The 25771-nt window shown below is 66.0% G+C and carries 21 protein-coding genes and 1 pseudogene; 13 read left to right on the top strand and 9 right to left on the bottom strand.

Annotated features, from left to right (window positions below):
• Nucleotides 1–253: 253 nt before the first annotated feature.
• From AC2FAN_RS06825 to AC2FAN_RS06815, 3 genes are read left to right on the top strand one after another with little or no spacing between them, the layout of a single operon-like run.
• Nucleotides 254–1477, top strand: a complete 1224-nt coding sequence (locus AC2FAN_RS06825) for a TIGR03862 family flavoprotein (protein ID WP_485173178.1) — start codon at nucleotides 254–256, stop codon at nucleotides 1475–1477.
• A gap of 52 nt (nucleotides 1478–1529) precedes the next feature.
• Nucleotides 1530–1751 carry a hypervirulence associated TUDOR domain-containing protein gene (locus tag AC2FAN_RS06820; RefSeq protein WP_265051619.1) on the top strand — a complete coding sequence of 74 codons (222 nt, stop codon included), beginning with the start codon at nucleotides 1530–1532 and terminating at the stop codon, nucleotides 1749–1751.
• On the top strand, nucleotides 1748–2092 hold the full coding sequence (locus tag AC2FAN_RS06815) for a hypothetical protein (RefSeq protein ID WP_265051620.1): 345 nt from the start codon (nucleotides 1748–1750) through the stop codon (nucleotides 2090–2092). The genes AC2FAN_RS06820 and AC2FAN_RS06815 overlap by 4 nt, the downstream gene beginning before the upstream one ends.
• 215 nt (nucleotides 2093–2307) lie before the next feature.
• Here AC2FAN_RS06815 and AC2FAN_RS06810 read toward each other — a convergent pair whose 3' ends face one another.
• Both AC2FAN_RS06810 and AC2FAN_RS06805 read right to left on the bottom strand, forming a co-directional pair.
• A complete protein-coding gene (locus AC2FAN_RS06810; RefSeq protein ID WP_485173177.1) occupies nucleotides 2308–3396 on the bottom strand; it encodes a hypothetical protein in 1089 nt (362 codons plus the stop codon).
• Nucleotides 3397–3556: 160 nt separating this feature from the next.
• A complete protein-coding gene (locus AC2FAN_RS06805; protein WP_485173176.1) occupies nucleotides 3557–5731 on the bottom strand; it encodes a type IIL restriction-modification enzyme MmeI in 2175 nt (724 codons plus the stop codon).
• 142 nt (nucleotides 5732–5873) lie between these two features.
• Here AC2FAN_RS06805 and uvrB point away from each other — a divergent pair, with 142 nt between their 5' ends.
• From uvrB to AC2FAN_RS06790, 3 genes and pseudogenes are all read left to right on the top strand, one after another.
• Complete coding sequence (uvrB, locus tag AC2FAN_RS06800; RefSeq protein WP_485173175.1) at nucleotides 5874–8561, top strand: excinuclease ABC subunit UvrB; 2688 nt, start codon at nucleotides 5874–5876, stop codon at nucleotides 8559–8561.
• A 27-nt stretch (nucleotides 8562–8588) separates the two neighbouring features.
• Nucleotides 8589–9959 carry a hypothetical protein gene (locus AC2FAN_RS06795; RefSeq protein WP_485173174.1) on the top strand — a complete coding sequence of 457 codons (1371 nt, stop codon included), beginning with the start codon at nucleotides 8589–8591 and terminating at the stop codon, nucleotides 9957–9959.
• A 171-nt stretch (nucleotides 9960–10130) separates the two neighbouring features.
• A pseudogene (locus AC2FAN_RS06790) lies at nucleotides 10131–10397 on the top strand (DUF2267 domain-containing protein); the annotation flags it as partial.
• 87 nt (nucleotides 10398–10484) lie between these two features.
• On the opposite strand, the gene AC2FAN_RS06785 reads toward AC2FAN_RS06790, so the two are convergent.
• From AC2FAN_RS06785 to AC2FAN_RS06755, 7 genes are all read right to left on the bottom strand, one after another.
• Entirely contained in the window at nucleotides 10485–11291 is an 807-nt protein-coding gene (locus tag AC2FAN_RS06785) for a class I SAM-dependent methyltransferase (RefSeq protein WP_485173173.1), read from the bottom strand.
• 791 nt (nucleotides 11292–12082) lie between these two features.
• Nucleotides 12083–12532: an NUDIX hydrolase gene (locus AC2FAN_RS06780; RefSeq protein WP_265051633.1), complete on the bottom strand. Its 450-nt coding sequence runs from the start codon at nucleotides 12530–12532 to the stop codon at nucleotides 12083–12085.
• A 126-nt stretch (nucleotides 12533–12658) separates the two neighbouring features.
• Entirely contained in the window at nucleotides 12659–13855 is a 1197-nt protein-coding gene (nhaA, locus tag AC2FAN_RS06775) for a Na+/H+ antiporter NhaA (RefSeq protein ID WP_485173172.1), read from the bottom strand.
• Between the two features lie 82 nt (nucleotides 13856–13937).
• Nucleotides 13938–14324 (bottom strand): c-type cytochrome, encoded by a 387-nt coding sequence (locus AC2FAN_RS06770; protein ID WP_485173171.1) that lies wholly within the window; start codon nucleotides 14322–14324, stop codon nucleotides 13938–13940.
• An 81-nt stretch (nucleotides 14325–14405) separates the two neighbouring features.
• Complete coding sequence (locus AC2FAN_RS06765) at nucleotides 14406–15221, bottom strand: alpha/beta fold hydrolase (RefSeq protein ID WP_265051636.1); 816 nt, start codon at nucleotides 15219–15221, stop codon at nucleotides 14406–14408.
• A gap of 296 nt (nucleotides 15222–15517) precedes the next feature.
• The gene (locus AC2FAN_RS06760; RefSeq protein WP_265051637.1) at nucleotides 15518–16228 is read right to left on the bottom strand and encodes a flavin reductase family protein; all 711 of its coding nucleotides are present in this window, start codon (nucleotides 16226–16228) and stop codon (nucleotides 15518–15520) included.
• A complete protein-coding gene (locus AC2FAN_RS06755; RefSeq protein ID WP_265051638.1) occupies nucleotides 16225–16932 on the bottom strand; it encodes a GntR family transcriptional regulator in 708 nt (235 codons plus the stop codon). The genes AC2FAN_RS06760 and AC2FAN_RS06755 overlap by 4 nt, the downstream gene beginning before the upstream one ends.
• 247 nt (nucleotides 16933–17179) lie before the next feature.
• Between AC2FAN_RS06755 and AC2FAN_RS06750 the strand changes: the two genes are divergently transcribed.
• The 7 genes from AC2FAN_RS06750 (at nucleotide 17180) to AC2FAN_RS06720 (ending at nucleotide 25744) form a co-directional block, all read left to right on the top strand.
• Nucleotides 17180–18748: an ABC transporter substrate-binding protein gene (locus AC2FAN_RS06750; RefSeq protein WP_265051639.1), complete on the top strand. Its 1569-nt coding sequence runs from the start codon at nucleotides 17180–17182 to the stop codon at nucleotides 18746–18748.
• 128 nt (nucleotides 18749–18876) lie between these two features.
• Complete coding sequence (locus AC2FAN_RS06745) at nucleotides 18877–19869, top strand: ABC transporter permease (protein ID WP_485173170.1); 993 nt, start codon at nucleotides 18877–18879, stop codon at nucleotides 19867–19869.
• Nucleotides 19859–20812: an ABC transporter permease gene (locus AC2FAN_RS06740; RefSeq protein WP_265051641.1), complete on the top strand. Its 954-nt coding sequence runs from the start codon at nucleotides 19859–19861 to the stop codon at nucleotides 20810–20812. Before AC2FAN_RS06745 ends, AC2FAN_RS06740 begins: the two co-directional genes overlap by 11 nt.
• Before the next feature lie 217 nt (nucleotides 20813–21029).
• Nucleotides 21030–22229, top strand: a complete 1200-nt coding sequence (locus AC2FAN_RS06735; protein WP_485173169.1) for an amidohydrolase family protein — start codon at nucleotides 21030–21032, stop codon at nucleotides 22227–22229.
• Between the two features lie 38 nt (nucleotides 22230–22267).
• A complete protein-coding gene (locus AC2FAN_RS06730; protein ID WP_485173724.1) occupies nucleotides 22268–23731 on the top strand; it encodes an amidohydrolase family protein in 1464 nt (487 codons plus the stop codon).
• Nucleotides 23728–24717: an ABC transporter ATP-binding protein gene (locus AC2FAN_RS06725; protein ID WP_485173168.1), complete on the top strand. Its 990-nt coding sequence runs from the start codon at nucleotides 23728–23730 to the stop codon at nucleotides 24715–24717. The genes AC2FAN_RS06730 and AC2FAN_RS06725 overlap by 4 nt, the downstream gene beginning before the upstream one ends.
• Before the next feature lie 46 nt (nucleotides 24718–24763).
• Complete coding sequence (locus tag AC2FAN_RS06720) at nucleotides 24764–25744, top strand: ABC transporter ATP-binding protein (protein ID WP_485173722.1); 981 nt, start codon at nucleotides 24764–24766, stop codon at nucleotides 25742–25744.
• Nucleotides 25745–25771 lie beyond the last annotated feature (27 nt).

The raw sequence follows: 25771 nt of genomic DNA, 5'->3' as shown, positions 1-25771 counted from the left end.
TCAGGTCCCCGCGATCCGGCTCGCAGAGCGCGGCGCCGATATAGGCGGCGATGGCGGGCATGGGCGTTCGGGGCTTTGCGCGGCGGGTGCGCCAGTCTAAAGCCATGCCTTACAGAAACAACGCCGTCATCCCGGACAAGCGGCTTCAGCCGCACCGATCCGGGATCCATGCCAGATCGCTTCTTCCGAAGGTTCAGGCGTGGATCCCGGGTCTCCCTCTCGTCACCCGGGATGATTGATGAAGGTTTGACGCATGCCCGATATCGACATCATCGGCGCCGGCCCGGCCGGCCTGATCGCCGCCGAGCGGCTGGCCGCGGCCGGGCACCGCGTCACGATCCACGAGCGCATGACCTCGCCTGCCCGCAAGTTCCTGCTGGCCGGGCGCGGCGGCCTGAACCTGACCCATTCCGAGCCGCTCGACGCCTTTCTCCGGCGCTATCGCGAAGCCAGCGGCTGGCTCGAACCGGCCCTGCACGCCTTCCCGCCGCAGGCCCTGCGCGACTGGGCCGACGAACTCGGCGCCGACACCTTCGTCGGCTCCAGCGGCCGGGTCTTCCCGCGCGCCATGAAAACCTCTCCGCTGCTGCGCGCCTGGCTCGACCGGCTCGATGGGTTGGGCGTGCGTCTCGCGGCGGGCAGGAGCTGGACGGGCTGGGATGCAGCGGGCGCGCTGACCTTCCGCCTGGCGAGTGGTGAAACCGAAGCCATCCGCCCCGACGCGACGCTGCTCGCGCTCGGTGGCGCGAGCTGGCCGCGGCTCGGCTCCGATGGCGGCTGGGTGCCGCTATTGGCGGAGCGCGATGTCGCCGTTTCCCCGCTGAAGCCCGCCAATGGCGGTTTCGCGGTCGCCTGGTCGCAACTGATGAAGGAGCGCTTCGCCGGCCAGCCGCTGAAGCGCGTCGTCGTCCGTTTCGCGGGTGAGCAGGCGGCCGGCGAGGCCATGATCGATGCCGAGGGCATCGAGGGCGGCGTAATCTACGCGCTCTCGGGCCCGATCCGCGAGGCGGTCCTGCGCGACGGCGCGGCGGAGATCGAGGTCGATCTGCGCCCCGACCTCACGGCGGAAGCCCTCGCCACCCGCCTCGCGAAGCGCCGCAAGGGCGAGACGCTGAGCAACCATCTGCGCAAGGCCGCGGGCCTCTCGCCGGTTGCGGTCGGCCTGTTGCGTGAGGTCGCTGGAACCGCGCTTCATGATGAGCCGGAGCGCCTGGCTGTGCTGATCAAGGCGTTGCCGCTGCGTCTCGGCGCAGCCATGCCGATCGCCCGCGCCATCTCGACGGCCGGCGGTGTCGCGCGCGACGCGGTCGATGCCGGTTTCATGCTGAAGCGCCTGCCCGGAATCTTCGTCGCCGGCGAGATGCTCGACTGGGAGGCGCCGACCGGCGGCTATCTGCTGCAGGGCTGCTTCGCCACGGGCGTCGCCGCGGCCGCGGGAATCGAAAGCTGGTTGCGCGGGCCCGGCGATCGCGGCTGAACCTCGGCCCGCCCGCTGCGTTGCTTCAGCATCGCAGCAGGAGAGTCCGGGCATGACCGAGGCCTTGAAGCCGGGAACCGATGTCACATGGCGCTGGGGCGCTCATCGCGCGCGCGGCCGGGTCGAGCAGGTCTTCACCCGGCCGGTGAGCCGCACGATCAAGGGCACGCGTGTCCGCCGCAATGCGACCGAGGCGAAACCCGCCTATCTCGTGACGCAGGCCCATGGCGGCTACGCGCTCAAATCCCATACCGAGCTGGAGCGGCTGCAATGAAGCATGTCGATCTCACCCCGCCCGAGGCCGTCGCCAAGGCGGCCGCGAAAGGCCTCAGGCTGCGCCAGCAATTCAATCGCGGCGGCACGCAGATCGGCGTCGCGCGGGCCCGCGACCTCAGCCATCGACGGACATTGAGCGAGGACACCGTCCGGCGCATGGCGAGCTATTTCGCGCGTCACGCGGTCGATTGTCAGGCCAAGGGCTTCGGCGACAGGGACAACCCTTCGGCCGGCTGGATCGCCTGGTTGCTCTGGGGCGGCGACGAGGGCCGCGACTGGTGCGAGCGCAAGAAGGCCGAACTGGAGCGGGCCGGCGACCAGGAGCAGAAGCGCGCCTGATGCCGCTGGAGCACGTTGGTCTATGCGGAACCACGCCGTCATTCCGGGGCGGACCGCAGGCCCGAGCCCGGAACTCATGAACATGACAGCCCATTAAAAGGGCGCCGATCGGACGAATCTTCTCGCCCGCTCCTTGTTTATAGGTTCCGGGCTCTTCGCTGACGCGAAGCCCGGATGACCGTGTGGTCCGTCAAAACCCAGCAAGCTCCCAAGCCTCAGCCGGTCGCCATCAGCCTGCGCACGAAGCTCACGCCGCCATCCGTCGTGGAGATTTCACCGACTCGCGTCAGCGACACCAGGATATCGCGCACCGCGCGCTCCACCTTGCGGCCCTGCCGGAAGCGACCGGCGATCGCCGCCGCATCGAGCGCGGCCGGGGCGGAGCCCAGCGCGGACAGCACGCTCGCCACCCGCTCCACCGGGTCGGTCGGGAAGACCGGACGCCCGGCATTGGCCGGAAGCGCCGCGACCAGCCCATCCGCCTCGATCTGCTCGCCTCCTTTGCCGGCGCCGCCGAAGCGCGGGCGCTGGTAGTCCGGCCTGAGCCAGCGCACGGTGCCCCGTGTCTCCTCCTGCGTCCTGAGGCGGTTCAGGGCGACAAGCCGCGCCAGAATCTCCTCCTCGGCCAGATCGGCCGGCCAGCCATAGGCAGCTGCCACCGCCGCATCGATGGCGTCGTGATATTCGTTCAGGATCAGAACCAGCCCACGGTCGCGAATATCGTCTTCGGCGGCGGTCAGCGTACGCCCCGCCCGGATCGCCTCGCGCACATTGTAGAGCTTGGTCAACGTCAGGTCGGGATGATCGGCCAGAACCTGCTTGCGCAAGCCATCCAGCGCCTCCGCGGGCTGGCGAATGGCTTCCTTCTGAAGATCGCTTGCATCGGGGAACGGGAAGGGATCGAAGCAGCGGGATTTCACGTAGACAGCATCGCGGGCGTAGACGCCGAGCTTGCCCGCGCTCGCGAGATACCAATTTTCGTGGATCGAGGACGATAATACCCCGAGCGCGTAAGCATCTGAAAGGCCAATGGCTATGAGTTTGTTGTCAGGCAGAATCGACGCGTCGAGGAACTGGAAAACGCGGTGCTTCGCCGTCTCCACCGTGGCGATGTAGCGTTGGAGGTGAGCGAGGGCGGGACGAATTTCATCGCGCGTCCGGCCGAATAGCCACCAGCGCGCTTTGATGTCGGCATCTCTGTTGCGATCGCGCTCTACTTTCACAGTTCGGAGCAGGTGCTGATAGACCTCGGGATAGCGCTCCCTGACCTCGTCCGGTTTGAGACCATAAAGGTCGACGACCATCACATCTCTAGGGCGAGCGGTCAGGTCGCGGCCGTTTCGATAGGCGCGAATGTGATGTTCCAATCCCGTCCGCCGCCCAAGTCCTAAAGTGCGCGCCTGTTGTGCGCTGACGATAAAACCGGCCCCGAACAGCATCACCCCGCGGGAACTGAGAGCGGCATTAGCCCGGAGACCTGCGGCTGTGCCGGCGTCCACTCCGATGGTCAAATCGGAATTGATCCGTCCTTCCCGTTCGCTCAGTTCGATCTGTGGCTGATCGGTGTCGAGTCCGGACTCCGACACGACCTCGAACAGCTTGCCCTGGCACCGTCCGGCTTGCGCCACCGTCATCGCGATGCGCACCGCGGCTGCGTCCTTGCCCACCTTGATCCAGGGATGATCCGCGATCGCCATGACGAGTGAGAGCGACCGCTTGCCGTTGAGGTGCCGCTCCACGGTCCGGCGCTGGAAAAGCTGGGTGATCGAGTTGGTGGTGACGAAGCCGAAACGCCTGAGCCTCGTGCCTGGCCGGGTCAGGATTTCGGCGGCCCGGTCCCACCAATACATCACCAGATCGGCGCTCTCGTTTCATCTGCGGATGCGCCACCCAAAGCGACTCGGCATAGACGCTGCCGAGCCGGTTCCGCAGATCCTTGCCGCCGATGAAGGGCGGATTGCCGACGACGAACTCGGCCTCCGGCCATTCCGGCCGGCGCGGATTTGGCAAGGCCTCGCCGCCGTCGCGCCATTGCGGGACCGGCCAGCCATCCCAGCACAGCACCGCATCGCGCTTGTGGATATGGTCGAGCTTCTCCAGGATCGGCTCGCGCGGTGCGAAGCCACGGGTCCGGAAATGCCATTGCAGATGGCCGATCCAGAGCACGAGATCGGCGATGGCGACGGCGCGACGGTTGGTTTCCATGCCGAGGAATTGATGCGGCCCGACATGGTGGGCGGCGAAGCCCGACAGTTCCTCGTTGCGGCCGAGCTCGCCCGCCGCATCCAGCACCTCACCCTCCAGCTTCTTCATCAGCTCCTGCGCGACGTGCAGGAAATTTCCCGTCCCGCAGGCCGGATCGAGCACCCGCGTGGTGCAAAGCGCCTCGTGAAATTCCTCGACCAGAGCCAGCGCCTTGCGCGCGTCGCCGCCGTCGCGTGCCTGCTGCGCCGCGCCGAGGACGGCCCGCCAATCCTCCCGCAGCGGGCCGATGACGGTCTCCACGACCAGCCGCTCGACATAGGCGCGCGGCGTGTAATGGGCGCCGAGCCGCGCGCGCTCCTCCGGGTCCAGCGCCTGTTCCAGCAGCGCGCCGAAGATCGCGGGCTCGACCTCCTTCCAGTCATGCTCGGCCGCGGCGAGCAACTCGCCGATCTCCTCGCGCCCGAGCGCGAACACCCTCGCATCCTCGTAGAGCTTGCCGTTGAAGCGCTTCATCCTCTCGCGCACGGAGGTCGAGTATTCGCCCTTGTCCATCGCCTGCCAGAGCTCAGCGACCAGCGGCAGGAAGGAGGCGGGGTCGTCGCGGCACTCGCGCAACAGCGCCTTGAAGGCGTCCTTGCGGATCAGCCCGACATCCTCGGCGAACATCGTGAACAGGCAGCGCATCAGGAAGAGCGCGACCTCCTCGGGATCATGCGCGCGCTCCAGCGCCTTCGAGACCGCGGCCAGCCTTTCGGCGATGGCGCGGGTGACGCGGGCGGCATGGCGGGCCGGGTCGAGCGCGAGCGGCTCGTTCCAGATCGCGGCGAGGCGCTTGCGCACGGCCTCATCCCGTAGATCGTCGAGATAGACGCGGTAGCTCTGCCGGTCCGGGAACTGGACGTAGTTCTTACCTTGGCCGGTGAAGTCGGCGTAGAATTCGAAGCAGTGCCCGACATCGCAGACGATCAGGAAGGGCGGCCAGCCATGCGCGGCCGGGAGCGCCTTGGCGTAATCCTCAGCCTGGCGCCTTGCATTCAGCATCAGCACGTCCCAGGCCCGGTCGGCGCCGCGCCGGCCGCGCGGGCCGGCGGGCTCCGCGAAGGGCAGGGCGCCCTGCGCCGGCGGCACCTCTTTCGCCTGCCCCTTCATCCGGCTCTGCTTGGCTTCGAGGACGAAGGCGCCTTTCCGGTAGAGGTCGATCCGTCCCGTGGTGGAGCCGCCCTGCCCATCCGGAAAGCGCACCGGATACTCGAAGCGATAGGTCACCGCGTCGGAATCGCTGGTCGGCGGCAGCGGCGCCTCGACGCCGATCAGCCGGCAGAGTTCGCTCAGGAACTGCGCATAGGCCGCGCGCTCCGCCCCTTCCGATACGCGCCAGCGGGCGATGAAGGCCTCGACCTCCGCCGCATCCGCCTCGGACCCGCCCCCCGACATGGCCCGTCTCCTCAGGTTGTATTATACTCAGATATGCAATCTAAGATTGCATAAGCCTGTCCTGTCAACTGCTGTCACCAATCGCGTCCGCGAGGCGTCGTGCCCCCTCGCATCCCAGGCCGTTCCGCCCCATATTGCGGCCATGCCGAAAAGCTCCGACACCACCGCGACCAAGCCGAAAGCCGTGAAGAAGCCGGCCAGCGCCCGCACGCCGAACTCCAAGGCGTCGAAGCCCGAGCTGAAGCCGCTCGAGGGCTATCTCGCCGATCTGCTGAACCCCGCGATCAACCGCGGCACGGCGGTGCCGGGCGGGGCCTCCGGCTTCAAGGACACGCCGCAGGCCGGCTACGAGGCCGAAGCGCGCCCGGGCGATGGCGATGACAGGCCGAAGAAGAAGCTCTCGAAGAAGGCGGATTCCGCCTTTGCCGGCGCCGAGGGTGCGGCGGCCGCGACCGCGACCTCGCTGCAGGCGCTGCTGGAGACCGGCAGCCCCTTCATCGATCCGGGCAAGGCCTGGACGCCGCATCGCCCGCCGCGCCCCGAGAAATCGGAAGGCGGCATCCGCTTTCGCATGAATTCGGATTTCGAGCCGGCCGGCGACCAGCCCACCGCGATCGCCGATCTCGTCGACGGCATCCGCCGGCAGGAGCGCGACCAGGTGCTGCTCGGCGTCACCGGCTCGGGCAAGACCTTCACCATGGCGCAGGTCATCGAGAAGACGCAGCGCCCGGCGCTGGTCCTGGCACCGAACAAGACGCTGGCGGCGCAGCTCTATGGCGAGTTCAAGAGCTTCTTCCCCGACAACGCGGTCGAGTACTTCGTCTCCTATTACGACTACTACCAGCCCGAGGCCTACGTTCCGCGCTCGGACACCTATATCGAGAAGGAATCCTCGATCAACGAGCAGATCGACCGCATGCGCCATGCCGCGACGCGCTCCCTGCTCGAACGGGACGACGTGATCATCGTCGCCTCCGTCTCCTGCATCTACGGTATCGGCTCGGTCGAGACCTATACGGCGATGACCTTCTCGGTGAAGCTGGGCGAGCGCATCGAGCAGCGCCAGCTCATCGCCGATCTCGTCGCCCTGCAATACAAGCGCACCCTCGGCGATTTCGCCCGCGGCACCTTCCGCGTGCGCGGCGACGTGATCGAGCTGTTCCCGGCGCACTATGAGGACCGCGCCTGGCGCATCGGCCTGTTCGGCGACGAGGTCGAGAGCATCAGCGAGTTCGATCCACTCACCGGCCAGAAGACCGGCGAGCTCGAATTCATCAAGGTCTACGGCAATTCGCACTACACCACGCCGCGCCCGACGCTGACGCAGGCGGTCAAGTCGATCAAGGAGGAGCTGCGCGGCCGGCTCGACGAGCTCAACCGCATGGGCCGTTATCTGGAGGCGCAGCGTCTCGACCAGCGCTGCACCTTCGACATCGAGATGATCGAGGCCACCGGCTCCTGCAATGGCATCGAGAACTATTCGCGCTATCTCACCGGCCGCAAGCCGGGCGAGCCGCCGCCGACTTTGTTCGAATACCTGCCCGACAACGCCCTCGTCTTCACCGACGAGAGCCACGTCACCGTGCCGCAGATCGGCGGCATGTATCGCGGCGACTTTCGGCGCAAGGCGACGCTGGCCGAATACGGCTTCCGCTTGCCTTCCTGCATGGACAACCGGCCGCTGCGCTTCGAGGAATGGGACGCGATGCGGCCCCAGTCGGTGCATGTCTCGGCCACGCCCGGCGGCTGGGAGATGAACCAGACCGGCGGCGTCTTCACCGAGCAGGTCATCCGGCCCACGGGGCTGATCGACCCGCCGGTCGAGATCCGCCCGGCCAAGCATCAGGTCGCGGACCTGCTCGACGAGATCAGGGAAGTCACCGAGAAGGGCTACCGCACCCTCGTCACCGTGCTGACCAAGCGCATGGCCGAGGACCTCACCGAATACCTGCACGAGAACGGCATTCGCGTCAGGTACATGCACTCCGACATCGACACGATCGAGCGCATCGAGATCCTGCGCGACCTGCGGCTGGGCGCCTTCGACGTGCTGGTCGGCATCAACCTGCTGCGTGAGGGCCTCGACATCCCCGAATGCGGCTTCGTCGCCATCCTCGACGCCGACAAGGAGGGCTTCCTGCGCTCCGAGACCTCGCTGATCCAGACCATCGGCCGCGCCGCCCGAAACGTCGACGGCAAGGTCATCCTCTATGCCGATCACATCACCGGCTCGATGGAGCGGGCGATGGCGGAGACCAACCGCCGCCGCGAGAAGCAGGTCGCCTATAACGAAGAGCACGGCATCACGCCGCAGACGATCAAGCGCGCCATCGGCGACATCCTCGGCTCGGTCTATGAGCGCGACCATGTCACGGTCGACAAGGGGCTGGTGGCGCCGGCCTCGGGCCACAACCTCAAGGCCGCGATCGCCGATCTCGAGAAGCGTATGCGCGAGGCCGCGGCCGACCTCGAATTCGAGACCGCCGCCCGCCTGCGCGACGAGATCAAGCGCCTGCAGGCGACGGAACTGGCGATCTCGGACGACCCGCTCGCCCGCCAGAGCGATGTCGAGGCCAGCGCCGGCCGCTACAAGGGCGAGCGCAGCTACGGCTCCAGCGCCAACCTGCCGCCGACCCGCGCCCGCAAGCCCACGGACGAAGACATGGGCCCGCATAATCTCGGCGGCGGCGAGGGCCGGCCGAAAGCCGGCGAGAAGCCGAACCCGCTGCTGACGGGTACCTCACGGGTGCGCAAGCCGACCCTGGACGAGATGGGGCCGGTGCCGGAATCGCGGCCGAAAGGGGCGGGGGAGAGGCGGCGGCGGAGATGAGCGAGCAAACTAGCAAAGAGGTTTTTGATGCATAAAAATGTCAGTGACTTTTTTGAATATGTACGAAATTTCAATATAGATTCAAAGAATATAACGTTTAATTATTTTGCTGTTCGCCGAGGAAAGAATTTTTATTTAACGAACGCGCGTATTTTTTATAGTAATCTTGATATAGTTCAAAAAGAAAGCCATTTTCAATCAGAGAATATAAGGGCTGGCTTGTATTCCATGCAGGGGATGGGGATTGAGCCTGCTGAGTTGGTGTCTCAGGCATTGACCGGTGTGATTAGTACTCCCCATGGAGACCTAATATTCGACCCGGAAGGATCGGGAGAATACAAATTCAATTTCGATAAATTTCATTCAGAGGGATTAAAAAATCAGTACAGACTTAATGTCTTATCGATAAGTGGTCTTGATTGCGGCGGTATTGCTCAACAACCTGACATGGATTGGGAATTAAAATCTAATGATACCCCGTTTAATGATGTTTTAGATTTGCTTTCTTCATATAGAATCGGTCCGGATATAAACAAAAATTCCAAAATTGAGGTTATATCATATAATGTTATCGACATAGATTCTCGATCTTTTATCGCGGAGGGGATTGGAAACGTTTCAGTTCGTCTGTTTTCAAATCTAGATCGCGAAAAGGCTACATTGGGATACAAGGTTGTTGCAAAAGGTGAGGCTTTAGAGAGAGGGAAAATTCAAGGAAAGGATATGATTTGGGAGAACATCGGCGGAATACAAGTCGGTCGGTGTTCAATTCCCATTCAACCCGGAGGCGTTTTGCAGTGTTTTGCGGGTTATGATGGTGTAGTTTACCATTTTTATTGGATAGTTGACGCTGAATTATCTCAAAATATTAGAAGGCTAGCTTATGAGACATTTGATCGAGACCTTACCTGTTTGCTCGAATTTATTGAGAAAGGAGCGGGTAAGGGAAATGCACGGGATCTTGAATCGGGTGTTGCGTGGCTGCTTTGGATGCTCGGATTTAGCGCCGCGCATCTTGGTGGAACCGCTAAAACACAAGAAGCTGCGGATCTTGTGGTGATGTCTCCCATGGGAAATATCGCCGTTATCGAATGTACAACGGGGACTTTAAGAGCTGAAAATAAGCTGCCTCTTCTTGTTATGCGATCAAGTGCAATCAGAGATAGGCTCGTGAGAAGCGGTAATAGTCACCTAAAGGTTCTTCCAGTCATCGTGACATCTCGAAATCGTTCCGAGATTGTAGCAGATGTTAGTCACGCTCAAAATCTTGGCGTGCTTGTCCTGGCGCAGGAGGATCTAAAAGAGGCGGTAAATCGAACTATTATCCCGACAGATGCGGAAGAGCTTTTCATGACTGCGTATGAGGCCACGCAAAACGCCGCCGCGAAGGCTAGCTAGGCGGTGTTGCCGCCATGACCGTCCCCTCAACCTTCGTCCACGCTTCGCGCGATCTCGAAGGCTTCCTGCTCGATGCGCGCGATGAGCTTGGCCATGCCACCACGCATCAGAGCTTGCAGTCGGTGCTAGCCGTGCTCGCCACCTTCCGGGCGCGGCTGGACGCCGGCCGAGGGGCTCGCCTTCGCCGATGCGCTGCCGCCTCTGCTCGCGGGGATGCTCCTGCAGGGTTGGGATACCGCGCAGCCGCCAAAGCCCTTCGGTGACCGCGCGACGCTGGCGCGGGAGGCGATGGCGTTTCGCGCCGACCACAGCATCCTGCCCGAAAGCGGCATCGCCGATGTCGCCCGGGCGGTGCGGAAGCATGTCGAGCCGCAAGCCTTCGAGCGCGCGCTGGACAAGCTGCCGCCCGGCGCGCGGGCGTTCTGGGCCGTGGAGTAAGCGCGGGGAACCCCTCTCCCATCTCGGGAGAGGTTCCCGTCCCGGTTCATACGCACGCCTTGAACGGAAGACAGGGGCCCGCCCGCCTCAGGGCGAGATCGCCTGCAGCGCCCAGGCGCGCGCTTCGAGCGGGATCGTGCCGTCGGCGGCGATCGGCAGGCTCTCGCGCAGCTTGAGCCGCAGCTGCTCGCGCGCCTCGGCCGGCAGGCTGGCGCAATAGCCGGGGGCCGGGCCGGCGCCGAGCGTGAAGGGCTGCCAGAGATCGTCGAAATCGCGGAACAGCGTCGGCACGGTGATCGCCTCGCAGGCGATGTCGACCAGCCCCGCGGCGCCGGCAAGCTCGGTCAGTCCCTCCTGCGTGCAGAAGGGAAAGCGCCTGTCCTCGGTGAGCTCGCGCGCATTGGGGTCGAGCGCCGCCGCGGCGGTCCAGAAGGCGCGCATGAACTGGATGCCGCCGCCCGGATAATCCCAGACATATAAGGCGACGAGCCCGCCCGGCCGCAGCACGCGCCGCATCTCGGCCAGCGCCTTGCCCCGGTCCGGCACGAAGTTGAGCATCAGCGCGGAGCCGGCAGCATCGGCGCTGGCGTTCTCCAGCGGCAGCGCCTCGGCGCTGCCGAGCCCGAAGGTGACGCGTCGGTCGGTCACGCGCGCCTGCGCCTGCGCCAGAAAGCCTTCGGAGGGGTCGATCGCCACGATGCTGACCGGCACGGCCTCGCCCAGCAGCGCCTCGGTCAGCGCGCCGGTGCCGCAGCCGATGTCGAGCCAATCGAAGCCGGGCAGGGGATTCAGCCAGTCGACAAAGCGCGGCGCGAGCTGGCGGCTCCAGCGCCCCATATAGCGATCATAACTGTCGCCGGCCTGCCATGCGTCATGGCGCGTCTGGTCGGGCATCGTCTGGCCTTGGCTCTACGATAACTAACCTTACGTCAACGCGGTAACCTGCACGAGCGAGGGATGTTCCATGTCGCGAAACCGGGGTGCAAAACTTATCCCCGCCCTCCCGCGTCGCCCCTATCCTCGGCCCACCTCATCCCTGAGGGGCAGCCATCCGGAGGTATGCCAGTGGCGGGGTGAGGTCGGCGCCTGCGGCTGGTGTTACGAACCAGTCCCGGGAGGCTTCGGGGCACCGCTCTGGGGGTACTACGGCCCCTGCGCGAGGAGCTCGCTGGGAGGCTCGAAGGGGAAGGTTCTGCAACCCGAGACGCGACGAGGCCGGCATCGGACCGGGAAGTGCGAACCACTTTTCGGGATCATCCGATGCACGAGACAAAGCGGAGCGCAGCGCGCTCCGTGCCGAACTGGCGTCGAGGCGAGCGGGACCGGAACCGGAGAGCCGTAGAAGCGCGGCCCGAAGTCTAGATGAGAACGCCGATAGGCGGAGCGCCACGGGGCGTGCGGAAGGTGGCTCAATCCTTCCGCGCCGCATCCTGGCTTAATGGAAGCGGCCCGATACCCCCGCGCCTCGCGGCGCTCCGCTGCCCCTCGAATTTCGAAGCGCTCGTGCGGCAGCGCGGGCGGGTGAAAGCACGCGCGTCATTCTCGGGCGACCGAAGGGAGGCCCGGGAATCCCGGGCCGGACAAGGCTCCGGCGCCTCCTCGTCAGGAGATGCCCGGGTCAAGCCCGGGCATGACGCGGGAGCCGGGCCGGGCGTGACGCCGATATGCGGTTGGAAAGGAGCGCCTTACGCCGCCAGGGCGGGCGTGTTTCCCAGCTTGCGGATGGCGGTGCTGAGCTCCGGCTCGTCGACCAGGTCGGCGGCGTCGGCAAGCTTGAACCAGTGCAGGTCGCGCTGGTGCTGCTCGGCGAAGTTGTCGAGCTGCTGCTCGACCTCGAGCAGATAGAGCTTCACCTCGCAGAGCGCGAAATGGTCGCTCATGCGCTTCCAGTAGGTGTAGCGCCCGGCCGGATCGCGGCTGACGCGGCCGAGCACGCCGGCCTCCTCATAGGCCTCGCGCGCCGCGGCGTCGCGATCCTTCAGCCCCTTCATCGGCCAGCCCTTGGGCACGATCCAGCGCCGGGTCGTCCGCGATGTCACGAGCAGGATTTCGGTCGAGCCGTCGGCGGCACGGCGGATCGGCATGGCGGCGATCTGCGACCGCTTCTCCCCCGGTTTCCGCTTGGCCTTCTTCATCGACGCTGGAAGCCCCTTCTTGGCTGCACATTCGTCCGGCTCCGAATCATAATGTTCGCCGGAGCGAATAAATATTGCATCGCTGCGTAAAATTGGAAGAGGCATTCTGCCGAAAAAGTGAACGCGTCAGCCTTGCTTCCTGTGCATATCGTCGCTGGCGGAGAACCGCAGAAGCAGCCAGCCGCCGATGCCGGAGATGAGCGAGCCCGCGATCACGCCCATCTTGGTCTGGTTCTGAAGCATCTCCGAATCCGGGAAGGCGAGCAGGCCGATGAACAGGCTCATGGTGAAGCCGATGCCGCAGAGCAGGGCGATGCCGTAGAACTGAGCCCAGGAGGCTCTGGCCGGCAGATCGGCGAGCCCGGCCCGGATCGCCAGCCAGCCGAAGCCGAAGATGCCAATCTGCTTGCCGACGAACAGGCCGAGCAGGATGCCGAGCGGCAGCGGCTCCGCCAGCGTCGCGAGCCCGAGGCCGCTGAAGGGAAGGCCGGCATTGGCGAAGCCGAAGATCGGGATGATCAGGAAGGCGACATAGGGGTGAAGCCCGTGCTCCAGCCGGTGCAGCGGCGAGCCCGCGTCGTCGGGCCTGGCCGGGGAGGCCTTGAGCGGGATGGTCAGCGCCAGCGCGACACCGGCCAGCGTCGCATGCACGCCGGATTTCAGCGTGAAGATCCAGAGCGCGATGCCGAGCAGCAGATAGGGCGCGAGCCGTGTCACGCCGAGGCGGTTGAGGACAGCAAGCGCAACGAGCGTCAATGCCGCGAGGCCGAGATACAGCTCCGACAGCCCGGAGGTGTAGAACACGGCGATGATGATCACCGCGCCGAGATCGTCGAGGATGGCGAGCGCGGTCAGGAAGACCTTGAGCGAGGCCGGCACGCGCGGCCCCAGCAGCGAGAGCACGCCGAGCGCGAAGGCGATGTCGGTGGCTGTCGGGATCGCCCAGCCGCGCAGGCTCTCGGGCGCGCCGCGGTTGAGGGCGACATAGATCAGCGCCGGCGCGACCATGCCGCCGAGCGCGGCGAAGCCGGGCAGCGCCCGTCGCCCCCAGCTCGAGAGCTGCCCGTCCAGCATCTCGCGCTTGATCTCGAGCCCGACCAGCAGGAAGAACACCGCCATCAGCGCGTCGTTGATCCAGTGCAGGACCGACAGGCCGAGCACATAGCTCTTCAGCGCGGCGAAATAGAATGGCGCCGCCGGCGAGTTGGCGATGACGACGGCGAGCGCCGCGACCGCCATCAGCACGATGCCGCCGGAGGCCTCGCTGTGCAGGAACTCCCGCAACGCGGAAAGGGGTCTCGTCCGTGCAGCGGGGCCGGCCATCATGATCTCCTCTGTGGATCGAGCAGAAGGAGATACGACAGGCCTATCGATATGACCAAATCTGCAGATGTCGCAGTGGAATTCAGAGCTTCTTGCCGTCCTTGTCGAACTGCTTGAGGAAGGCGATCAGGTCGTTGATCTCCTTCTCGCCCTTGATGCCGGCGAAGATCATCTTGGTGCCGGGGATCTTGGCCCTGGGGTCCTTGATGTAGTCGCTGAAGGTGGCTTCGTCCCAGGTCAGGCCGGAGTTCTTGTTGGCGGCGGAATAGCTGTAGGCCTCGACCGCGCCCGAATGCCGGCCGATCAGGCCGTTGAGCTCGGGGCCGACGAGGTTGCGCGCGCCCTCGCCGATCTGGTGGCAGGCGCGGCATTTGTTGAAGGATCGTTCGCCCGCCGCGGCGTCCTGCGCGGTGGCTGATTGACTGAGGAACGGCAGGATAAGGAGGAGGCTCGGGAGAATGGCTCGCATGGTCAGGTCTTTTCGACTTGGAGGCATTCTTACATAACCCGAAGCCGCGCGGCGGCGGCATGGGTCCTTTCGCCGCGCACCTCAGAGCTCGCCGATCCACTCCGCGACGGTGGCGGTGAAGGCGTCCGGGCGCGAGACCGGGAAGAGATGTCCGCCGGTCTCCATGATGGTGCGCCTGCAGCCGGGCAGGGCGGCGGCGAGCGCTTCCTGATGGTAGACGGGCACGACGATGTCGTCGCGCGTGCCGAGCACCAGCACCGGCATCATCAGCGAGCCGATATCGGCCGAGCCGTCGAAGGCGAGCAGGGCATCGATGCGCTCATGCGTCACGATCCTCGCCTGCTCGCTGACGGGCGCCGATGCCAGCGCATCGTCGTAGATGTGCCAGTTCTGCTCGATCCAGCGCGGCTGATAGCCGCTGAGCACGGAGATCGCGGCGTAGGCGTAGGGGTCCGCGTCGAGGATAGCGCGGCGCGCCCCGAACAAGGCGCTCAGGAACCGGCCGGGCGAGAGCCAGCTTGCGCTCAGGATCAGGCCGTCGAGGCGCCCCGGAGCGAGCTTGGCGATCCGCTGGGCAATGCAGCCGCCCGTGGAATGGCCGAGCACGACCGCGCGCTCGATGCCGGCGGCGTCGAGGACCGCCAGGCTGTCGCGGGCCAGAAGCTCGATGTCGCAGGGCGCTTCGCCGCGCGTGCTGGAGCCGATGCCGCGCTGGTCGAAGCGGATCACCTGGAAGGAGCGCGACAGCGTCGCGGCGATCTCCGTCCAGAACGTTGCCGTGCCGCTCAGCCCGCTGACCAGCAGCAGCGGCTGGCCATGCCCCTCCTTGAAGGCATGGAGCACCGCGCCGTCGGGCGTCTCGACCTTGAAGTCGATGATCTCGGTCGTGGCTGTCATGCGTCACCTCGCGGAAGGCGACGTGAGGTTCTGCGCCCGGCGCACATGGTCTCGAACATGGCCCCGTTCTCCCTGAAACGTGAGGTCGCCCGCCCTCCGGTCATTCCGGCCTTGATCTGGCCGATTGGACCGGTTCGTGTCAGGATGGCGCATCAGGGCCGCCCCTGCCATGGCGTGAGTGCAGGGGGCGGAATGTTCTCGGCGCAGAGCAAATAGACCAAAGACTAATTGGCCTGCGTCTGGTGCATAGCTTTGCGCCCGTGTCTGCCGGGGAGCCGCGAGGCGAGGCGTGTTCGCTACGATTTCCGTCGGCTGCGCCGGTTTGCGGCGCCGGGATCGGTGCGCCAGGTCTCGACCGGCAGAGTGGGTAGGTCGAAATAGTCGCGCGTCGTCGCGTAGCCCTGGCCGCCCATGCGCCCGACGGCGTCGAGCGCGACGGGATCGACATAGAGCTTCTGCGGATCGATCGTATCGGCGCGGAAATGCGCGTAGACGACCTCGCCGAGGATGATCTCGCGCGAATTGCCGATGCCGAGCGTGGTGTGATGCCGGCATTCGAAGGCCGCCGGCGCCTGGCCGATCCAGGGGCAGGGCACCTTGACGCCGGGCATGGCTGTCAGGCCCGCTTCCGCCAGCTCGTCGGCGCCCGGCTCGAAAGGCACCGCGCAGACATTCATGCCTTCGACCAGCGCGTCGGAGACGATGTTGACGGTGAAGGCCAGGGTCTGGCGGACATTGCGGCCGGTGTCCTTCTGCGCGCCGCTGGGACGGTACTCGACGCCGAGCGCCAGGATTGCGGGATCGGCCGAGAGGCAGTTGAAGAAGGAGAACGGCGCGGCATTCACCGTGCCGTGCTCGTCGACCGTGGTCACCAGCGCGATCGGCCGCGGCACGACCGCGCCGATCAGGAGCTTGTAGCGCTCGCGCGGGGTCAGTGCCGCGAAGTCGAAGGTGACGATGCCGGGGGCGGTTTCGGCGCGCGGCTGTCCGGTGGGGTGGGCGGTCACGATGGGGTCAATCCTTCGCTGCGGGCGTAGGGGGCGAGCACGTCGCGGATGTCCCGCTCGACGCGCGGGGTCAGCAGGGCACGGGTCACGACGGCGCGCAGATGGTGGTCCATCAAATCGGCGGCGCGCGCTGCGTCCCCGGAGCGCAGCGCCTCGATGAGCTGGCGGTGCTCGGAGACCGCGCATTCGCTGGAATGGGGACGCCCATAGATCGCCAGGATCAGCGAGCAGCGCGACGACGCTTCCTGGACATAGCGCAGCAGCAGCGCGTTGCCGGTCATCATCGCGAGCTTGATGTGGAACTCGCCGGAAAGGCGGATCGATTCCGGCCCGTCCTGCTCATGCGCCTTCTCTTCCTGCTCGACATGGGCTTCGAGCTCGGCCGCCTGGGCCGCCGTCAGGCGCCCGGCGAGGTTCTCCGCCACGAGCCGCTCCAGCCCGCGCCGGACCTCGAAGACGTCGCGCGCCTCCTCCAGCGTCGGATAGGCGACGGAGGCGCCGCGATTGGGCTTGAGCTCGACCAGCCCTTCGACGGCAAGGCGCCCGAAGGCTTCGCGCACGAGCGTGCGGCTGACGCCGAGCTGCTCGCCGATCGAATCTTCCGGCAGTTTGATGCCCGGCTTCAAGGCCTGCTCGATGATGGCGCGCCGGAGCGCCCTGTATACGGATTCGGCCCGCAGAACCGGCGTGCGACGCTCGCCCATATCGGCCTTCCCTCGTCCTGATCTGACAGTTTGCGGGAGCGTCAATGTCACGATCGCGGGCTCCGATCCAGTTTCCGCTTGTGCTCAATAATCGCATACAATACGATCTTCATATCGTATGCAAGTTTGATTACTAATCGCACACGAGATGGCGATCAAAACGCCACGGTGCCTAAAGAGGCGGCAGATGACGATCGAGGTCCGGCCGCGTGCTGCGGCGGGCCGTCAACAAAAAGGGGAGAGTTGGATGAAGAAGGCCTGGTTGCTGGCGGCCGTTGCCGCCTTTGCCCTGGTGGGTTCCGCCGAGGCGAAGACGCTCAAATGGGGCGCGGCGCGCGAGATCGCCTCGCTCGACCCCTATTCCTTCGGCGAGACCTTCACCCTTTCGGTGCTGAACCACGTCTATGAGGGGCTGGTGCGCTATACCGGCGACCTCAAGATCGAGCCGGCGCTGGCAGAATCATGGGAGACGGTGTCGCCGACCGTCTGGCGCTTCAAGCTGCGCCAGGGCGTCAAGTTCCACAACGGCAACCCGTTCACCGCCGATGACGTCATCGCCTCGCTGGCCCGCGTCACCCATGCGGACTCGCCGCTCAAGGGCAACCTGCCGGCCTATAAATCCTCGAAGAAGATCGACGACTACACCGTCGAGATCGAGGTCAACGGCCCCTATCCGCTGCTGCTCAACGACCTCACCAACATCTTCATCTTCGACAAGGAGTGGATGGAGGCCAACAACTCGCTGCTCCCCACCGATTCCGGCAAGGGCGTGAAGGGCTACGCCACCGACAACGCCAACGGCACCGGCCCGTTCTTCGTCGAAAGCCGCCGCGCCGACTCCAAGACCGTCTTTGCCAAGAATCCGAGTTGGTGGGACAAGCCGCAGCACAACATCGACAAGATCGAATTCACGCCGATCACCTCGTCCTCGACGCGGGTCGCGGCGCTGCTTTCCGGCGAGATCGACTTCACCAACGTCGCGCCGCTGCAGGACCTGCCGCGCCTCTCCGCCTCGCCGGACGTCAAGGTGCTGCAGACCAACGAACTGCGCTCGGTCTTCTTCGCCTTCAACCTGACCGACAAGCTCTTCGAGAGCGACATGAAGGACAAGAACCCCTTCAAGGACATCAAGGTGCGCGAAGCACTCTATCGCGCCATCGACATCGACGCGGTCCAGAAGCGGGCGATGCGCGGCCTCTCGCGCAACACCGGCGCGCTCGTCGCTCCCGCCATCCCCGGCTATGAGCTCTCGCAGGACGACCGGCTGCCCTTCGACCTGAACGGCGCCAAGAAGCTCCTGGCCGATGCCGGCTACCCCAACGGCTTCTCCTTCCAGATGAACTGCCAGAGCGACTCCCTCGTCAACGAGGAGGAGTTCTGCCAGGCGGTCGCCTCGATGTGGTCGCGCGCCGGCCTCAAGCCCAATCTCAGCATGGCTCCGCGCAGCCAGCAGGCGCCCAAGCGCGTGAAGGGCGAGTTCGACGTGATCTCCTTCGGCTGGGCGAACGAGCCGATGATCGACGCCTATTCGCTGCTCGTGCAGGTGATGCGCTCGAAGAGCGGCACCGGCGGCGTCTTCAACTGGGGCAACTGGGGCGATCCGCGCATCGACGCGCTGATCGACAAGGCCGGCGTCGAGCTCGACGACGCCAAGCGCATCCCGATGATGAAGGAGGCGCTCAAGATCGCCAAGGCCGAGCATCTCTTCATCCCGCTGCACCAGCAGCCGATGGCCTGGGCGATGCGCTCCACCGTCGCCTCGACCGTGCAGGCCTCGGACAACAAGCCGCGGCTTTGGCTGACCATGATGAAGTGAGGCGGCGGCGACGTCATGGCCGGGCTTGACCCGGCCATCTCGGAAACCAGCGCCCTCTCGTCCTGAGATTCCCGGGTCTTCGCTTTGCGAAGCCCGGGAATGACGGCAGGGGAACAGGAGCCCACCCGATGCCGGCCTTCCTCTTCAAGCGACTGCTCAACGCCGCCGGCGTCATGCTGGCGGTGGCCTTCCTCGCCTTCCTGATCTTCCGCTTCGTCGGCGATCCCGTCGAGCTGATGCTGAACGAGCAGGCGAGCCAGCAGCAGCGCGACGAGCTGCGGACCCGGCTCGGGCTCGACAAGGGCTTCGTGATGCAGTTCGCGACCTTCGTCGGCAATGCCGCGCGGGGCGATTTCGGCATTTCCTACCGCAACCAGCAGGACGTCTTCACGCTGATCTCGGAACGCTTCCCGGCGACCTTCGAGCTCGTGCTGGTCGCCACCTTCCTCTCGCTCGCCATCGGCATTCCGCTCGGCGTCTACACCGCGATCCGACGCGACAGCTGGCTTGCCAAGGCGCTGCAGTTCATCTCGGTGCTCGGCGTCTCCTTGCCGAGCTTCGCGCTCGGCATCCTCTTCATCCTCGTCTTCTCGGTCTCGCTGCAATGGCTGCCGGCCTTCGGGCGCGGCGAGGTCGTCCAGCTCGGCTGGTGGAGCACCGGCTTCCTGACATCGTCCGGCCGCAAGGCGTTGGTCCTGCCCGGCATCACGCTCTCGCTCTTCCAGATCACGCTGGTGATGCGCCTCGTGCGCGCCGAGATGCTGGAGACGATGCGCACCGATTTCATCCGCTTCGCCAGGGCGCGCGGCCTGCCGTCCCGCGCCGTCCATTTCGGCCACGCGCTGCGCAACTGCCTGATGCCGGTCATCACCGTCACCGGCCTGCAGATCGGCAACCTCATCGCCTTCGCGCTGGTGACCGAGACCGTGTTCCAGTGGCCGGGCATGGGCATGCTCTTCGTCCAGGCCGTGACCTTCGTCGATATCCCGGTGATGGCGGCCTATCTGATCGTCGTCTCCTTCATCTTCGTCACGCTCAACACGCTGGTCGACCTGACCTATGCCTGGATCGATCCGCGCCTGCGCGAGGACGCGCTCACGGGAGGCGTCAATGCTCGTTGAGAAGACCCGGCCCGCTGACATCGTCAAGAAACCCGGCCGCCTGCGCCGTTTCCTCGACAGCGACATCGGCTGGAGCTTCTGCCACACCCCGGTCGCCTGGCTCTCGGCGCTGGTGCTGGCGCTGCTGGTGCTGAGCGCGCTCTTCGCACCGCTGATCGCGCCGCAGAATCCCTACGACCTCACGCAGATCTTCATCGATAAGGCCGAAATCCCGCCGATCTGGCAGGAGGGCGGCGAGTGGCCCTTCCTGCTCGGCACCGATCCGCAGGGCCGCGACGTGCTCTCCGCCATCCTCTACGGCTCGCGCATCTCGCTGATCATCGGCTTCTCCGCCGTCGTCGTGTCGATGCTGGTCGGCGTCTCGATCGGGCTTTGCGCCGGCTTCTATGGCGGGCGCGTCGACAACCTGCTGATGCGCCTCGGCGACACCGTGCTCTCGATCCCGACGCTGCTGATGGCGATCCTGGTCTCCGCGATCTTCCGCGAGATGCTGCCGCCGGCCCTGCGCGAGCCCTTCGCCGCCGTGGTGCTCGTGCTCTCGATCGCGCTGACGAGCTGGGTGCAGTACGCCCGCACCGTGCGCGCGCTCACCATGGTCGAGCGCCGCAAGGAATATGTGCTGGCCGCCCGGATCATCCGCGTGCCCGCCACCCGCATCATGGGCCGCCATATCCTGCCCAACACGATGACGCCGGTGCTGGTCTCGGCCACGCTCAATCTCGGCCTCGCCATCCTCTCTGAGGCGACGCTGTCCTTCCTCGGCGTCGGCATGCCGATCACCCAGCCTTCGCTGGGCACGCTGATCCGCATCGGCAACCAGTACCTGTTCTCCGGCTCCTGGTGGCTCGTCGTCTTCCCCTCGCTGCAGCTCGGGCTGATCGTGCTCTCGGTCAACCTGCTCGGCGACTGGCTGCGCGACGCGCTGAACCCGAAGCTGCGGTGATGATGCCCGCTCTCGAACCACGCCGTCATTCCGGGGCAGGCCGCAGGCCTGAGCCCGGAACCCATGAACACCGGAGTTGCTCAAAGAGGCGCGCGCATCGTCGTGCCCCAACAAAGGCCACCTGTGTTCATGGGTTCCGGGCTCGCTGCTGCGCAGCGCCCCGGAATGACGGCGTGTGCCCACGGCCAAAGAACGAGATCACGAGGAAAAGCCTGCGATGACCGCCTCCCTGCTGCTGCGCAATGTCCGTCCCCATGCCGGCCCCGCCACCGATATGCTGATCGAAAACGGCAAGATCGCTCGGGTCGGAGCAAACCTGACAGCCCCCGCCGGCGTCGCGGTGGAGGACGGACGCGGCGAGATCGTCATCCCCGGCCTCGTCGAGGCGCATACCCATCTCGACAAGAGCCTCTGGGGCCAGCCCTGGTACGTCAATGAGGTCGGCCCGAAGCTGCTCGACAAGATCGACAACGAGCGCCTGAACAAGAAGCGCCTCGACATCGATCCGGCCCGCCAGTCGGCGCGCCAGACCATCCAATCCTCCCTGATGGGCACGACCCATATCCGCAGCCATGTCGATGTCGATACCGATCTCGGGCTCTGGGGCGTCGAGGGCGTGATGCAGACCCGCGATGCCTACCGAGACATCGTCGACATCGAGCTGGTCGCCTTCCCGCAATCCGGCCTGCTGCGCCGCCCCGGCACGCTGGAGCTGATGGACCAGGCGATGAAGGCGGGCTGCGAGATCGTCGGCGGGCTCGACCCTTGCGGCATCGACCGCGACCCGAAGGGCCATCTCGATGCGGTCTTCGCGCTCTGCCAGAGCTACGGCAAGCCGCTCGACATCCACCTGCACGAGCCCGGCGAGATGGGCGCCTTCTCGATGGACCTGATCATCGAGCGCACCCGCGCGCTCGGCATGAACGGCAAGGTCACGATCAGCCACGCCTTCTGCCTGGGATCGCCCGATGCGGCGCTGGTCGACCCGCTGATCGCGCAACTCGCCGAACTCGACATCGCGATCATGACGACGGCTCCGTCGCGCAGCGCGGCGCCCCCGGTCAAGAAGCTGCTGGAGGCCGGCGTGCGCGTCTGCTCGGGTTCCGATGGCATCCGCGACACCTGGGGCCCCTACGGCAATGCCGACATGGTCGAGCGCGCCATGTTTATCGGCCTGCGCAACAATTTCCGCCGCGATGACGAGCTCAAGCTCGGCCTGGACGTCTGCACCACCGAAGGCGCCAAGGTGATGGAGATCGCCGATTATGGGCTCGCCGAAGGCAAGGCGGCTGATTTCGTTGTCATGCCGGGCGAGACGCTGGCGGAGCTGATCGTCACCCGCTCGCCCAAGCGCCGCGTGGTCAAGCGCGGCCGGATCGTCGCACGCGACGGCGTCTCGGTGAGGACCGCTCCGTGAGCCTGCAGGCAGCCAGGCGGCCCGAGGGCCGCATCCTGATGACCGCGCGCTGGGTCGTCGGCCACAAGGATGGCCGCCACCGGCTCTACGAAGACGGCGAGGTCGTCTTCGAGAACGGTGAGATCGTCTTCGTAGGCCACGGCTTCCCGGGCGAGGTCGCCAGGCGCATCGATTACGGCAATGCGCTGGTCGGGCCGGGCTTCGTCGATTGCGACGCGCTCTCCGACCTCGACACCACCATCCTCGCCTATGACAACCAGCCGGCCTGGAAGAAGGGCCGCGTCTGGCCGCGCAGCTATCTCGATGCCGGTCCCTACGAGATGTACACGCGCGAGGAGCTGGCCTTCCAGAAGCGCTACGCTTTCTCTCAGCTGATCCGCAACGGCATCACCACGGCGCTGCCGATCGCCTCGCTGTTCTACCGCGCCTGGGGCGAGACGGTGCAGGAATTCGAGGATGCGGCGGAGGCTGCTGCCGATCTCGGCCTGCGCGCCTATCTCGGCCCGGCCTATCGCGCCGGAAACCAGCTCGTCGAGGCCGATGGTCGCGTCGTTACCTATTACGACGAGGCGCGCGGCCTCGCGGAGCTCGACGCCGCCATCGACTTCGCCAAGCACCATGAGGGCGTGGCCGGCGGACTGATCCGCGCGATGTTCGCGCCGGATCGCATCGAGACCTCGACGGCCGAGCTGCTGCGCCGGACGGCGGCGGCCTCGCGCGAGCTCGACGTTCCCGTTCGGCTGCATTGCTGCCAGTCGAAGATCGAATACGACCTTGTCCTCGCCCAGCACGGCATGAGCCCGCCGGAATGGCTGGAGAGCCTCGGCTTCCTCAACGAGCGCTGCCTGTTGCCACACGGCACTGTCGTCTCCGGTAGCCGGCTGATCGACCGGCCAGGCCGCGACCTCGATATCATCCGCGATTCCGGCGCGAGCATCGTCCATTGCCCGCTGGTCTCCGGGCGGCACGGCAATGCCATCGATCATTTCGGCCGCTACCGCGCCATGGGGCTCAATATCGCCATGGGCACGGATACGAGCCCGCCCGACATGGTGATGAACCTGCAGACCGGCATGATCCTCGCCCGCACCATGGCCGGCAATGTCGCCGCCGTCCGCTCCGAGGATTATTACGACGCCGCGACCACCGGCGGCGCCGACGCGCTGCAGCGGCCCGATCTCGGCCGCCTCCAGCCCGGCGCGCGGGCCGACATCACCGTCTTCGATCTCGACCGGCCGCATAGCGGGCAGGTCATCGATCCCATCCAGACGATGATGCTGACCGGCCATGGCCGCGATTTCTCGACGGTGGTGATCGACGGGCGCTTCGTCATGGAAAACCGGACCATCCCGGCGCAGGACGAGGCGGCCGACAACGCCCGTGCCCAGAAGCAGTTCGAGGGCGTGATGGCGCGCTATCCCGAGCGCACCCTGGGCCACCCGCCGATGAGCGAAATCTTCTCGTCGAGCTACGCGATCGAACGCAGCGAGGTCCTTGCATGACCGCTCCCGCCGCAGCGCCTCTTCTGTCGGTGCGCGACCTGCGCATCGTCTTCGACGGCCGCCACGGCGCGTTGACGGCGCTGGACGGCGTCTCCTTCGACATCGCGCCGGGCGAGATCCTCGGCGTGGTCGGCGAGTCCGGCGCCGGCAAGTCGCTGACCGGCACGGCGGTGATCGGCCTGCTCGATCCGCCGGGGCGCATTGCCGGCGGCGAGATCTACCTCTCCGGGCAGCGCATCGACAACCTCCCGGCGGAGGCGATGCGCAGGCTGCGCGGCCGGCGCATCGGCGCGATCTTCCAGGACCCGCTGACCTCGCTGCATCCGCTGCTCAAGGTCGGCGACCAGATCGTCGAGACGATCCTGACCCATCTGCCGGTGAGCAGGGCGGAGGCGCGCAAGCGTGCGCTCGACCTGTTGAAGGAGGTCGGCATCCCCGCGGCCGAGTCGCGCATCGACAGCTACCCGCATCAGTTTTCCGGCGGCATGCGCCAGCGCGTCGTCATCGCGCTCGCGCTCTGCGCCGAGCCTTCGCTGATCATCGCCGATGAGCCGACGACCGCGCTCGACGTCTCCATTCAGGCGCAGATCACCACCTTGCTGAAGCGGCTCTGCCGCGAGCACGGCACGGCGATCATGCTGGTCACGCACGACATGGGTGTCATCGCGGAGACGGCCGACCGCGTCGCGGTGATGTATGCCGGCCGCGTCGTCGAGATCGGCCCGGTCGAAGAAGTGACGCGCCGGCCGCACCATCCCTACACCGCCGGGCTGATGGCCTCGATCCCGAGCGTCCATGTCCGCCACGAGCATCTCAACCAGATCGACGGCGCCATGCCGCGCCTCAACGCAATCCCCTCCGGCTGCGCCTTCAATCCGCGCTGCGGCCGGGTCGAGCCGTTCTGCCGGGATCACAAGCCCGGGCTGCCCGTGTCGAGCCATGCCGCCGCCTGCCATTTCCCGCTGAAGGAGGCCGTGCATGCGTGATACCGTGACGACGCTCACGCGGGGTGAGGCCATGCCGCAGCCGGCCATGATCGATACGGCGCCCGGCGGCGACATCATCCTCGATGTTGCCTCCGCCTCCTGCCGCTTCGACGTTTCGGCGCCGGCGCTGTCACGCCTGTTCTCCAAGGAGCCCCGCCGCATCCTGCGCGCGGTCGAGAATGTCTCCTTCACGGTCAAGCGCGGCACCACCTTCAGCATCGTCGGCGAATCCGGCTGCGGGAAATCGACTTTGGCGCGCATGGTCGTGGGCCTGCAGCGGCCGACCCAGGGCATGCTCGATTTCCGCGACATCCGCCGCGCCGATGGGTCGTTCGGCCCGCCGCGCGTGCAGATGATCTTCCAGGACCCCTATGCCTCGCTCAATCCGCGCTGGCGCGTCGGCGACATCATCGCCGAGCCGATCCGCGAATTGAAGCTGCGGCCGGACACCGAGAGCACGCAGCAGCGCGTCGGAGACCTTCTGGAGGTCGTCGGCCTCTCGCGCACCGATGCGAGCCGATACCCGCACGCCTTCTCCGGCGGCCAGCGCCAGCGCATCTCGATCGCGCGAGCGCTCGCGACCGAGGCCGACTTCCTCGTCTGCGACGAGCCGACCTCGGCGCTGGATGTCTCCGTCCAGGCCCAGATCCTCAACCTGATGGTCCGGCTCCAGAAGGAATTCGGGCTGACCTATCTCTTCATCAGCCACAACCTCTCGGTCGTCCGTCACATGTCGGACGATCTCGCCATCATGTATCTCGGACGTTTCGTCGAGGCGGGGCCGGCCGAGGAGGTCTTCACCCGGCCGCGCCACCCCTATACGCGGCTGCTGCTCGACACGATTCCCGATGTCGAACGGCCGAACCGGGAGCGCCGGCCGATGTCGGGCGAGGTGCCCAGCCCGATCAACCCGCCGCCCGGCTGCAGCTTCAACCCGCGCTGCTCGCTCGCCGCCGATCGCTGCCGCATCGAGCCGCCGGAACTGCGGCCGATGGGCGGTGTCGAGGTGTCCTGCCACTTCGCCTGAGGCGTGAGCATTCTGACTATCCTCGGG

Source organism: Allobosea sp. RIT-PG3_2, from assembly GCF_057321085.1.
The sequence above is the reverse complement of the archived record's forward strand: the minus strand, read 5'-3'. Positions and strand labels throughout refer to the sequence as shown.

Bases quoted from the DNA above. Each gene is read 5' to 3' on its own strand.
- AC2FAN_RS06820 (WP_265051619.1), top strand. From the start codon at position 1,530: ATGACCGAGGCCTTGAAGCCGGGAACCGATGTCACATGGCGCTGGGGC.
- nhaA (WP_485173172.1), bottom strand. From the start codon at position 13,855: ATGGCCGGCCCCGCTGCACGGACGAGACCCCTTTCCGCGTTGCGGGAG.
- AC2FAN_RS06750 (WP_265051639.1), top strand. From the start codon at position 17,180: ATGAAGAAGGCCTGGTTGCTGGCGGCCGTTGCCGCCTTTGCCCTGGTG.
- AC2FAN_RS06780 (WP_265051633.1), bottom strand. From the start codon at position 12,532: ATGAAGAAGGCCAAGCGGAAACCGGGGGAGAAGCGGTCGCAGATCGCC.
- AC2FAN_RS06755 (WP_265051638.1), bottom strand. From the start codon at position 16,932: ATGGGCGAGCGTCGCACGCCGGTTCTGCGGGCCGAATCCGTATACAGG.
- AC2FAN_RS06735 (WP_485173169.1), top strand. From the start codon at position 21,030: ATGACCGCCTCCCTGCTGCTGCGCAATGTCCGTCCCCATGCCGGCCCC.
- AC2FAN_RS06795 (WP_485173174.1), top strand. From the start codon at position 8,589: ATGCATAAAAATGTCAGTGACTTTTTTGAATATGTACGAAATTTCAAT.
- AC2FAN_RS06720 (WP_485173722.1), top strand. From the start codon at position 24,764: ATGATCGATACGGCGCCCGGCGGCGACATCATCCTCGATGTTGCCTCC.
- AC2FAN_RS06785 (WP_485173173.1), bottom strand. From the start codon at position 11,291: ATGCCCGACCAGACGCGCCATGACGCATGGCAGGCCGGCGACAGTTAT.
- AC2FAN_RS06810 (WP_485173177.1), bottom strand. From the start codon at position 3,396: ATGGTCGTCGACCTTTATGGTCTCAAACCGGACGAGGTCAGGGAGCGC.
- uvrB (WP_485173175.1), top strand. From the start codon at position 5,874: ATGCCGAAAAGCTCCGACACCACCGCGACCAAGCCGAAAGCCGTGAAG.
- AC2FAN_RS06770 (WP_485173171.1), bottom strand. From the start codon at position 14,324: ATGCGAGCCATTCTCCCGAGCCTCCTCCTTATCCTGCCGTTCCTCAGT.
- AC2FAN_RS06765 (WP_265051636.1), bottom strand. From the start codon at position 15,221: ATGACAGCCACGACCGAGATCATCGACTTCAAGGTCGAGACGCCCGAC.
- AC2FAN_RS06725 (WP_485173168.1), top strand. From the start codon at position 23,728: ATGACCGCTCCCGCCGCAGCGCCTCTTCTGTCGGTGCGCGACCTGCGC.
- AC2FAN_RS06825 (WP_485173178.1), top strand. From the start codon at position 254: ATGCCCGATATCGACATCATCGGCGCCGGCCCGGCCGGCCTGATCGCC.
- AC2FAN_RS06740 (WP_265051641.1), top strand. From the start codon at position 19,859: ATGCTCGTTGAGAAGACCCGGCCCGCTGACATCGTCAAGAAACCCGGC.
- AC2FAN_RS06805 (WP_485173176.1), bottom strand. From the start codon at position 5,731: ATGTCGGGGGGCGGGTCCGAGGCGGATGCGGCGGAGGTCGAGGCCTTC.
- AC2FAN_RS06745 (WP_485173170.1), top strand. From the start codon at position 18,877: ATGCCGGCCTTCCTCTTCAAGCGACTGCTCAACGCCGCCGGCGTCATG.
- AC2FAN_RS06815 (WP_265051620.1), top strand. From the start codon at position 1,748: ATGAAGCATGTCGATCTCACCCCGCCCGAGGCCGTCGCCAAGGCGGCC.
- AC2FAN_RS06730 (WP_485173724.1), top strand. From the start codon at position 22,268: ATGACCGCGCGCTGGGTCGTCGGCCACAAGGATGGCCGCCACCGGCTC.